Raw genomic sequence first — 10,337 nt, 5'->3', positions numbered from 1 at the left:
AGCCGGGCATCGGCGCCACCATCGGTGCTGCGGCGACCAGCCCTGAAGGTCGGCGGGCGGCCACCTGCCACTGGTTGATGCCGGCATACGACCCGCCCTGCGTGACGACGCGGCCATCGCACGCCGGCTGCGCGGCCAACCACTGCACGGCCTGGGCGTAGTCGTCGCCATCGCTGTAGAGCGCATACGTGCCGCCCGACTCGCCCCGCCCCCGACAGTCCACCGCCACGAACAGGAAGCCTTGCCGCGCAAAGAACTGGCCGTTGTCGGCGCAGCGGTCGCGTCCATAGGGAGTGAAGGTCATCACCGCAGGCCGGGGCGCGCGCAGGCCATCGCCCGTCTCCGACCACCAATAGTCGGCCTTCAAGTGGGTGCCATCTTCGAGTGGAATCGACACCCCGATACAACAACGCACTTCGCTGTTCATAACGTCTTTCATATTCAACCCCATAGCGCCGCACTGGGCGCCGACATGCGGTGTTGGTGATAGCGGACCGGATGGGGGCGATCGCCTTTCATGAACATCGGCCCGTCCAGATCCACGAACCTGCATTGCACCGCCACCAGAAAGGCCGGTGCCATGGCCAGCGAGGTACCGCAATTGCAGCCCACCATCAACTGCAGCCCCAACTCCCGGGCACGCGCACACATCAACAGCGCTTCGGTGAGGCCACCGCACTTGTCGAGCTTGAGATTCACCACCTGCACCTTGCCGGCCAGTCGGTCCAAGCTCGCCAGCGTGGTGCAGGCTTCGTCAGCGGCGATCGGCACCCGGGCCTGCAACTCCGGGTAGAGATCCTCCTGTCCGGCGGGCAGGGGCTGCTCGATCAGTGCCAGCGGCAGCGAGCGCGTCGCTTGCAAGAATCGATTCAGGTCAGCCAAGGTCCAGCCTTCATTGGGGTCCACCGTGAGTGTCGCCGCCGGCGCGGCCGCTGCCACCGCGTGCAGTCGCTCGATGTCGCGGTCCACCCCGCCGCTACCGCCGAGCTTGACCTTGATGACTTGCTCGGCTGACGTGCCACCGTCGCTCAACAGAGCCCGGGCCGCTGCGGCCATCACCTCGGGCTCCCCGATGACCACCGTGGACATCGTGGAAACTGAACTCGTGGCGTCTATCCCGTCCAGTCCGGCTATCTCCCAGGCGCGGCGGTTCGCGGCCTTGCAGTCACGGTCCCACAGCATGGCGTCAAACGCATTGCGTGCACCGTTGGGCGGCATTGCCTGGCGCAGGGTTTCGCGGCTCGGGTCGGGGCCAAGCGCCGCAAAGCGCTGCGTCGCCTCGCGGAGGAGCGCTTCTGCTGCGTCGAGATCGGTTTCGTGCAGTTCGCCCTCGCCCTGGCAAAGTCGCCCGTCCACCTGAACGCTGGCATAACCGATGTACTGCTCAACCAGGGTGGCTCGCGAGATGACAAAGGGATGGCGATAAGGCCATCGCTGAAGGGTGAGGGTAGGCAAGGGGTGACTCATGACTTGGCCCGCGCAAGGGATCGGTTTGAGCCGGCATTGTGTCCATCCGCCCTACGCGGGCAATGCCCCGCTGGGGAGGGGGAAGCCCAGCGCCAGCGATCAGCAGGCCTCAGGGGCGCCGCTGGTACATGGCCACGAAATCTGTCTTCCACGTCGCCCCGTTGTCGCGCGAGATCTCCCAGAACTGCCGAACGCCGCCCTGGGGCAACGGTGACCAGGTCATGCGATGCAGGCCCTGGAACGATTCAAAGCGTCCGTGGCCCATGAAGACCATGGCCTTGCCTGTCCACCGTCCCCGCAGTTGAAGTACTTCGCCGTCGTCGAACACGATCAGCAGGTGCCAGCGCTTCGCGGCCCGCTCGAAGTAGTAGTGGGCTCGTCCATCCCGGCCCGAAGTGCCATACCAGTGTTCCACCAGCATGCATCCGGACAGGATCGACTCCACCGTGGCCTTGCCTGCGGGCGTGCCCGCGGCAGTGCCGGGCGTCCCCTCGGCGACGACCACCTCGAAATCGCCCAGCTTGAAATCGAACTGCCGGTATTCGGCAGCGCTGCAGTCTGGCTGCTTTGGCGCTGGCTGACCCCATGCCTGCTGCAGGGTCACGCTCGCGAACGCAGCGGCGGCCACGGCAAGCCGCCAAGCGGAATGGCGTCTCACGGTCATCTGTACCTCGACTGTTTGTTGTGGTTTTCTTCTGGTCATGGTCGGCGCATGCCTGTGCGCCGGCAATGCCCCGCAGGGGATAGGCAGTGCTGAGACGGCAGTGCGATTTCTGCCACTAGCAGGTTCGGAGGAGGCCCCTATGATGTCGCCCATGCACGCTCACTCACCGCTCTCAGTCCCCTTGGACGCCGGAATGGCGGATGCGCTGGCAGGCGTGATTGCACACGTCGGCACCGAGGCGTTCGACACCAGTCTGATGGCATGGCTGGCACGCTGCCTGAGGTTCGACAGCTGCGGGGTGACGGAGTTCTTCAATGACCGTCCTCCGCACTGCCGTCTGCACCGCTTCGACCGAGCCCGCCGCAGGGCGCCCGAGGACGCGTATGTGCATGGGCCTTACGTGCTCGACCCCATCTACCAGCTGTATCAGGGCGGGGCTGGCAATGGCCTGTATCCGCTGCGCCGCATTGCGCCCGACGACTTCGAGGCCAGCGAATACTTCAAGGTCTTCTACTCGCGCACCGATGTGGGCGACGACGTGAGTCTGCTGCACCGCAGGCCCGACGGCAACGCCGTGATGGTGTTTCTGGAGCGACGCGAGCAGGCGCCCGCTTTCTCGCAGGCCGATCTTTTTGCACTGGAGCTGGTCGAGCCGGTGCTGCATGCCTTGTTGGCCCAGCATGAAACGCACCGGCAGTTGAAGCCAGCGTCCCATGACGAAGCGCTTGCCCACGCCAAGGTGCAGGCCGCGTTGGCTGACTTCGGAAGTGCGCATCTGACCGACCGCGAACGCGAGGTGCTGTTCTACATGATCAGCGGCTACTCGTCGGCCTTGACGGCCGAGAAGCTGGCGGTTGCCGAGGGCACGGTGAAGAACCACCGCAAGGCAATCCACCGCAAGCTCGATGTGGGCTCACAGGCAGAACTTTTCGCGCTGTTTCTCCATTGCATCCCTTACGCGCAGCCAGGCAAGGCTGTGGACCCGCTGATGGCCTACCAGAGCAAACCGGCGAACAGGACAGTGGCTTGACTCAATCCAGGCTGCGGGGATGGGCGCGTTCCTGCAAAGGCAAAGCATCCAGTGGCCACAGCGGCCGCCGCAGTCGGGTCCAGGGGTAGACGGAAAGGTCTTCGCCTGTGGCGCCCGGCGGGTCGGACAGCACGGTGTGGCTGGCCATCGATGAAAAGCCGGCCTGAAAGTGGTTGGTCGACTTGACCACGAGCAGTGAACACGCGGCAGGGACGAGCCCGTGTTCGCTGAACACCTGCGCGCCGAACACCTGCTGGCGAATGCTGTTAACCACGATGTGCACGCCGTCCAGTTCAAGCAAGGCGCTGTCACCCAGAGGCTGCCACAGCGGGCCGCCAAAAAGAAGTTGCCGCGCATCACACCGACAGGCGCGCACCCGCATGCGACGCCGTACCGGCTCGCCAGAGCCCGCGCAGTGGCCGCCCAACTCGAACTCGGCTTCACCGCCCACGCCCAGCGCATGGGCTTGCTGCACGGCGGCGGGATCGTGAATCATCGCCACGGCCAGCATGCCCGGCCAGGGCCGCCGCACATGGTCCTTCAGCAGCGCATGCAACAGATGCGTGGTGTCGCCGGCACCACCGGCACCGGCGTTGTCGCCCCGGTCCGCCAGCACGACGGGCCCGCCTCGAAGATCAAAGGCCAGGCGGGCCTGTGTCAGCGCCGCCTCGGTACCCATCAGCGGGTGGGCCTGCGCAAAGGTCTCACAGGCCCGCGCAAACCTGCTGGCCAGCGGCTCGGCAATGGCCCAGGCTGAGTCTTCCTCATGCATGCCGTGCCGCGTGTCCAGCACCAGCACGACGCTGGCACAGGCGTCAGCATGGTCCGCATGGGCAAAGCCATGGAACACCGACACGCTCAGCACACCTGGGCGCGCTTGTGCCTGCGCCATCTCGGCCAACAGTTGTTGACCTTCAGGTTCCTGGGTGGGCAGCAGGCCGGCCATCGGCAGTTGCCACAGCCACATGCGCGGCTGCACCTCGCCGTTCGCGGTGCGCGCGACGAGTTCGGACAGGTGTCGCGCTCGTTCGCCGAAGTCGGTGTGCGGGTACTCCCGGCAGGCCACCAGCACGCTGGCATGCCTCACCATGGCTGCCGTGGCATTGCCATGCAGGTCCAGCAACACACCGATCGGCAGGTCTTGTGCGCCGGGGACCTGACGCAGCCGCGCCAGCAAGGCCCCCTCGCAATCGTCCTCGCCCGCTGCCACCTGCGCGCCGTGCAGAAAGAGCAGCACAGCCTGCACACCCCCGTTGGCCTGATCGGCCACCGCACGCGAAAGGCTGGCCGCGATGCGCTCACTCAGATCGGCAAAGGTGGCCGCGTCCGTGGGTGCAGCCGGCTGGGCCTCGAAGTGCGGGCCTTGCAGCGCCTGGTGCCCTGACCGGGCTACCGCATCCAGCAGGTCGCCATAACCGAGCACTTGCTGACCTGCGCCAATGGGATCGATGGGTTCGCGCTCGCCGTCACCCCACGCGCTGAAGCTGGCCCGCCCGGTCGACACGGGCGAGAAGACACTGCTTTCGTGGAACATTCCTGCGACGAAGAAGCGCATGTTTCGGAGGTCCCGTGGTCAGTTGCAGCGTTGGAGCAGGCGATCGACGATGGGCTGCACGCCCATGGCGATCGGGTCTGTGACCGGCAGGCCGGTGCGCTCGGCCAACTCAGCACACGCCTGCTGTCGCTGCGCTGCGGACATGCCCTGCGTGTTGAGGCTGATTCCCACACACTGGATGGCCGGCTGTGTGAGCGCACCCAATCGCAGGTTCAGTGCGATGCATTCTTCGACGCTTGGCATCGGGAAGTTGTCGTAGCCGTCGATGCAGTGGCGCCGTGTGTCATGGCACAGCACGATGGCATCGGCCTGGGCGCCGTGCAGCAAGCCCAGACTCACGCCGGCGTAGGCCGGGTGGAACAAGGAGCCCTGGCCTTCGATGACATCCCAATGCGCGAGGTCTGCTGCAGGGCTCAGCATCTCCACCGTGCCAGCCACGAAATCGGAAACCACTGCGTCGATCGCCAGGCCGCCGCCGCTGATCAACACGCCGGTCTGCCCGGTGGCACGGAAGTCCGCCGCCACGCCGCGCCCCCGCAGTTCCCGCTCCAGCGCGAGCGCGGTGTACTTCTTGCCGATGGCGCAATCGGTGCCGACAGTCAACACCCGTCGGCCGCTACGTCGTGCGCCACTTCCTACCGGAAGCACCAGCCCAGGAGGAGCCTGCCGGGCGTCGAACAGGCGTACGCCGCTGGCGCGCGCGGCCGTCACCAGCTCAGGGTAGTTCGCCAAGCGGTCATGCAGGCCTGCTGCCAGGTTCAGCCCAGCCCGCAAGGCTTCGAGCAAGGCTGGCATCCAATGCTCCGGGATGCGCCCACCCGCCGGCGCCACGCCGATGACCAGCGTACGCGCACCGGCGGCATGAGCGGCCGTGGGTGCAAGCTCGGGAAGTCCCAGGTCCACCGGGCATCCGGGCAGACGCCATTGCGCAGCGCACCAATCGCGCCTCCATTCGACCAGACCGTAACCCGTCTTCGCGTCGGTGGGGTTCTGGATGTCGCCAATGAAGACCAGGTAGGGGACGGGAATGGCCAAGTCAGTACGCTCGGCCAGCATGGGTGTGACGTCGGTTCTCATGAGTTCAGCTTTGTTGGTATGACGTGAAATTCAGTCGCACGTCAGATTAGCCTGGGGCGCATTGGGAGGCCAGCCTCCAACGCGCCAACCGGCCCCAAGTGGGCAGTGGGCTTGGCCTGGAGCGACGCTGCAAGGCGTTGCGCTAGCTCGGACTGCCCCTTGAGGGATATTCGCGTCGTTCGGGTGAGGGGATAACGTATGCGGCCATAAGAAGCCACAACCCGAACAACTCCTGGAGACAAGGATTCCTACCATGCACGTTGCCACCAGATCCCCCCGCGTCCGCCCTGTTCCGCGTGCGAAAACGCGGCTCCTGGTCCGTAGAACACTGCTGTCTGCCGCCGTCATGACGTCGTTGTTTGGCGCGCCCTGGGTCGCAGCCCAGAACGCCGCTGCTGGCGATGGTGTTGACGCCAGCCTTCAGAGGGTTGAGGTGACAGGCGCCCGCAAGCGCGCCGAGCAATCCAAGGACGTGCCCATTGCCATTGAATCGTTCAGCGGCAAGTTCCTGGAAAGCGCGGGCATCACGACACCGCTGCAACTGCAGTTCAATGTGCCGAACCTGACCATCCAGACCTACGAGACGGGCGGCTTGATCACCCTGCGCGGTGTAGGCGCCGGGAGTACGGGTCTGGGCTACGACCCTTCGTCGGCGGTGCACATCGACGGCATCTACCTCGGCACGTCGTCCCAGGCGCTGGGGCGCTTGTTCGACCTCTCAGGCCTGGAAGTCCTGAAGGGCCCGCAAGGCACGCTGTACGGGCGCAATGCCACAGGCGGCGTGGTCAACATCAACACGCGGGCGCCGGGCAATACGTTCGGCGGGCGCGTGGAACTCAATGCGGGTTCGTTCAGCACCTACGGCGCGGAGGCAGAGCTGAACGTGCCCTTGGGAGCGGACACGGCGATGCGCGTGGCCTTGGTGGGCTCAAACGGCGGCAAGGGCACGGTCTACAACATCAACTCCGGCAACATGGTCGGTGACGACGCCTACAGCGCCGGTCGCCTGCGTCTGCGCACCAAGCTGGGTGCCGTCACTGCCGACTTGTTGGCGCAGTTCATCGACGATACCTCCAACCAGTCGTATGCCACCATTGCCGACCCACGCACACCGCTGCCGATCGGCTACAACAGCGTCGATGTAGAGACCACCTACCAGGGCTACCGCCGCACACACCTTCTGGTTGATCCGGCGTCCAAGAAGCAAGACAGCGTGTTGGGCCTCACGCTGAGCGGCGAGATCAACTCTGCTGTCAGTTGGAAATCGATCACCGGCGTGCTGGATCAGAAGGGCAAGGTCGTCGGCGACGTGTCCTCGTTCTCGCAGACCTGGCTGCAGCGCATCAACCAGACCGCCAAGCAGGTCTCGCAGGAGTTCCAGTTGGCCGTCACGCAGGACCGCACCGACTGGGTGCTGGGCGCCTATTACTACCGTCAAAAGGCGACCGAGAACCGCGTCAGCGACGTAGACGCCGAGCTCGACGGCGTGGTCGTGCCCAACTTCCAGAACTCGGATGGCAGGACCAATGCCACGGCCTACGCGCTTTTCGCTGACGTCAATCACCGGCTGACGGACAAGATGCGCGTGTCTGGCGGATTGCGCCTGAACCGCGAGATCAAGGACGCGTGGGTGGGCGGCAGTGGTGTGATCGATCCACCGACGCCAGTCACGAACCGGTCCACCTTCAACGACGTGTCCGGCCGCATCGGCCTTGACTACGCCTTGAGCAAGGACGCCATGGTTTACGGCGGCATCTCCAAGGGCTTCAAGTCGGGCGGTGTGCAGCCCTTCGTCAACCCCGGTACGAACACGCTGGATGCGTTCAACCCGGAAACCGTGGTGGCCTACGAGGGCGGCGTCAAGCACTCGCTGCCAAACAAGACTGGCCAGCTCAACGTGGCGGCCTTTTACTACGACTACAACGACATCCAGGCCCGCATCTGTGACCTGTCGAATTGCGCGGTGCGCAACGCGACCAAGGCGAAGGTCCATGGGCTGGAAGTGCAGTACGAAACGAAACTGGCCGGTGCGCTGGGCATGGATCTGACCGCTGGCCTGCTGAGCGCCAAGTACGGCACCTTCGTCACCAGCGACGCCCGCGGCCAGCCCCGTGACTACACCGGCAACGATCTGCCGCGTGCACCGCGCCTGACCTACGCCGTGGCGGCCACGCTCGACAAGCAGCCCGTGGGCGGCTTGCTGGCCTCAGGCAGGCTGGAGTACACCTATCGCGGCAAGATGTACTTCGAGCAGAGCAACGCGAAGGATCCTGGCCAGGATCAGAGCGTGCAAAGCGGGTTCGGGCTCGTCAACCTGTCGCTCAGCCTGACCCAGGACAAAGCCCCCTGGACCGTGTCGCTGGCAGCGCGCAACCTGACGAACAAGGAGTACATCGACTTCTCGGTGTACCAGATTGCCGTTCCCGGGCCGGCGCGCAGCTGGCAACTGCGTTACGACTATCGCTTCTGATGATGAACTCAGTTTTTGATACTAGGCCGTTCATAGACGGTCACCGTGTCGCGCCCCTGACCGATGTCACGTTTGACGTGATCAACCCGCACACGTCGGAGCGTGTGGCCAGGGTGCCTGCCTGCAGCGAAGCCGAGATTGACCAGGCAGTGAAAGCAGCTCGGGCGGCATTTGTGGACGGCAGGTGGTCGGGCCTGGCACCCTCGCAACGGGCTGCGCATCTGTTCGCCTGGGCAACCGCCATGGAGGCAGCGCGCGTCGAGCTGGCCACGCTGGACAGCCTGCAGATGGGTATGCCCTTGAGTTGGGGCGTTGACGATCTAAAGTCAGCCATCGAGGCCGTGCGCGAAACGGCGGCCTTGGCCACCACTCTGCGGGACGAACTGGTGCCCGCCGCAGTGGGCACACTGGCCATCAACCAACGCCGCCCGCACGGCGTGGTTGGGGTGATCTCGCCCTGGAACTTCCCTTGCTACATCGCCATGCAGAAGGTGGCTACGGCGCTGGTAATGGGCAACACTGTCGTCCTCAAACCCAGCGAAGTGGCTCCTTTGGGCTGCCTGCTGCTGGCGGAACTGGCCAGCCGCGCTGGCATGCCCCCAGGGGTGTTCAACGCCGTGCCGGGGCTGGGCGCGCAGGCGGGCCGCGCCTTGGCGCTGCACATGGATGTCGACGCACTGACGTTCACTGGATCCAGCGCGACCGGCGGTGCGTTGATGGCCTCAGCGGGTCAGTCCAATCTCAAGTCCCTGGTTCTGGAGTGCGGGGGGAAATCACCACAGATCGTGTTCGACGACCTTGGCGACCTCAACGCGGTGGCTGACGCGCTGGTTCAAGGCTTCACCTTCAATACCGGCCAGGTCTGCGTGGCCGGCACGCGGCTGCTGGTGCACCGTCCCCTGTTCGCGCGCTTGAAGCAACAACTGCTGGCCCGGATGTCGGACTTGCGAGCTGGGGATCCGCGGGATCCCGAGGTCACAATGGGTCCGCTGGCCAATGCTTCCCAACACCAGCGTGTGTCTCGCATGCTGCAAGAGGCACAAGATCGAGGTGTCAGCCTGCTGCAGCCAGGGCCGGTGCAATCGGGTCTGCATCTGGCGCCGACGCTCGCCGTCGATCTGTCGCCAGCGGACCCGCTGATGCAGGAGGAGCTGTTCGGACCGGTTGCGGGCTTGTTGGCTTTCGACACGGTGGACGAAGCCATTGCCATGGCCAATGACTCGCGCTACGGACTGATGGCTACCGGCTGGACATCCGATCTGCAGCTGGCCCACAGCCTGCCCGGCAAGCTTCGTTCCGGCACAGTGCATATCAACACCGTGCCTAGGCCCGCGCACTCACATGCGATGCACCTGGGCGCCGAACCAGTGGGGCAAAGCGGCTTTGGTGCCGAAGGCGGGGTAGCAGGCTTGTCAGCTATGACGCGCATCAGAAGCATCGAAATCCGGGGCAGCGCTTGATTGAAGGTGTGTTTCGCGTCCATTGGCGGTGCCCACTTGTCAGGGAACCTATGGCGACTCGGGTCATTGCCAAGACGCCGCTAGCCTAACGCTCAAATCTGATCGAGCTATCTGTGCAGGAGGCGAAGACGATGGCGACGGCATCGCCAAGTACGAAATCGCGCCAAGCATTTCCGACAACTCGGCGCCAATGTGGCGCGGTGAGTACGTAGCTCCGTGAGGCCGGCTTTCATCGTCCAATGGCTGCCGCCGCTGCATCGTTGACTTGGCGCCCGACATTCCTGGATGCCCGCGTTGTCGAAAAGACATGACTGCGCAGTATCAAGACGCTAGAGGAATGGCCTCACTGACCCGGCCGCAGGCTGTCTGCGACTCTGCAGGCATTGATCGGCCTGGGCTCTTCTACGTCAGTGTAGGGATCTCGACCGAGTTGTCTGGTGACGGCTATACGCTGTCGGTGACCATCACCTAGGCGGATTCGAGCAGGCGGCAAGCCGCAGCCCTCTTTGCTGATGCCTTGCAGTTCGTACGACTAAAGTCGGATAGCGATCCGCTGAAGCCGGTAGTCCACGGAAGCGGTGCTCATGCCGGTTTGCGACGAGATCTCCTTGTTT

General features: G+C 64.8%; 8 protein-coding genes. 3 read left to right on the top strand and 5 right to left on the bottom strand.

Annotated features, from left to right (window positions below; genetic code table 11):
- The 3 genes from ACIQ67_RS17285 to ACIQ67_RS17275 form a co-directional block, all read right to left on the bottom strand.
- Positions 1-427, bottom strand: a 427-nt coding sequence (locus ACIQ67_RS17285) for a CocE/NonD family hydrolase (protein ID WP_397535619.1), incomplete at its 3' end; no start/stop codon positions are given.
- A gap of 14 nt (positions 428-441) precedes the next feature.
- Entirely contained in the window at positions 442-1,455 is a 1,014-nt protein-coding gene (locus ACIQ67_RS17280) for an enolase C-terminal domain-like protein (RefSeq protein ID WP_397535618.1), read from the bottom strand.
- Between the two features lie 121 nt (positions 1,456-1,576).
- Positions 1,577-2,095 carry a hypothetical protein gene (locus tag ACIQ67_RS17275; RefSeq protein ID WP_397535617.1) on the bottom strand — a complete coding sequence of 173 codons (519 nt, stop codon included), beginning with the start codon at positions 2,093-2,095 and terminating at the stop codon, positions 1,577-1,579.
- Positions 2,096-2,282: 187 nt separating this feature from the next.
- Here ACIQ67_RS17275 and ACIQ67_RS17270 point away from each other — a divergent pair, with 187 nt between their 5' ends.
- On the top strand, positions 2,283-3,161 hold the full coding sequence (locus ACIQ67_RS17270; protein ID WP_397535616.1) for a LuxR C-terminal-related transcriptional regulator: 879 nt from the start codon (positions 2,283-2,285) through the stop codon (positions 3,159-3,161).
- Between the two features lies 1 nt (position 3,162).
- On the opposite strand, the gene ACIQ67_RS17265 is transcribed toward ACIQ67_RS17270, so the two are convergent.
- Together ACIQ67_RS17265 and ACIQ67_RS17260 are read right to left on the bottom strand one after the other, a co-directional pair.
- Complete coding sequence (locus ACIQ67_RS17265) at positions 3,163-4,716, bottom strand: M81 family metallopeptidase (RefSeq protein ID WP_397535615.1); 1,554 nt, start codon at positions 4,714-4,716, stop codon at positions 3,163-3,165.
- An 18-nt stretch (positions 4,717-4,734) separates the two neighbouring features.
- Positions 4,735-5,793 carry a DUF1611 domain-containing protein gene (locus tag ACIQ67_RS17260; protein ID WP_397535614.1) on the bottom strand — a complete coding sequence of 353 codons (1,059 nt, stop codon included), beginning with the start codon at positions 5,791-5,793 and terminating at the stop codon, positions 4,735-4,737.
- A gap of 346 nt (positions 5,794-6,139) precedes the next feature.
- On the opposite strand from ACIQ67_RS17260, the gene ACIQ67_RS17255 reads away from it, so the two are divergent.
- Together ACIQ67_RS17255 and ACIQ67_RS17250 are read left to right on the top strand one after the other, a co-directional pair.
- A complete protein-coding gene (locus ACIQ67_RS17255) occupies positions 6,140-8,263 on the top strand; it encodes a TonB-dependent receptor (protein ID WP_397535613.1) in 2,124 nt (707 codons plus the stop codon).
- Positions 8,263-9,723 (top strand): aldehyde dehydrogenase family protein, encoded by a 1,461-nt coding sequence (locus ACIQ67_RS17250; RefSeq protein WP_397535612.1) that lies wholly within the window; start codon positions 8,263-8,265, stop codon positions 9,721-9,723. Before ACIQ67_RS17255 ends, ACIQ67_RS17250 begins: the two co-directional genes overlap by 1 nt.
- Positions 9,724-10,337: the final 614 nt, after the last annotated feature.

Source organism: Roseateles sp., from assembly GCF_044373315.1.
Classification (GTDB): Bacteria; Pseudomonadota; Gammaproteobacteria; order Burkholderiales; family Burkholderiaceae_C; genus JACDQM01.
Note: the sequence above shows the minus strand (reverse complement) of the source record. Positions and strands in the feature narration are given on the sequence as shown.

Bases quoted from the DNA above. Each gene is read 5' to 3' on its own strand.
- ACIQ67_RS17270 (WP_397535616.1), top strand. From the start codon at position 2,283: ATGCACGCTCACTCACCGCTCTCAGTCCCCTTGGACGCCGGAATGGCG.
- ACIQ67_RS17255 (WP_397535613.1), top strand. From the start codon at position 6,140: ATGACGTCGTTGTTTGGCGCGCCCTGGGTCGCAGCCCAGAACGCCGCT.
- ACIQ67_RS17265 (WP_397535615.1), bottom strand. From the start codon at position 4,716: ATGCGCTTCTTCGTCGCAGGAATGTTCCACGAAAGCAGTGTCTTCTCG.
- ACIQ67_RS17260 (WP_397535614.1), bottom strand. From the start codon at position 5,793: ATGAGAACCGACGTCACACCCATGCTGGCCGAGCGTACTGACTTGGCC.
- ACIQ67_RS17250 (WP_397535612.1), top strand. From the start codon at position 8,263: ATGATGAACTCAGTTTTTGATACTAGGCCGTTCATAGACGGTCACCGT.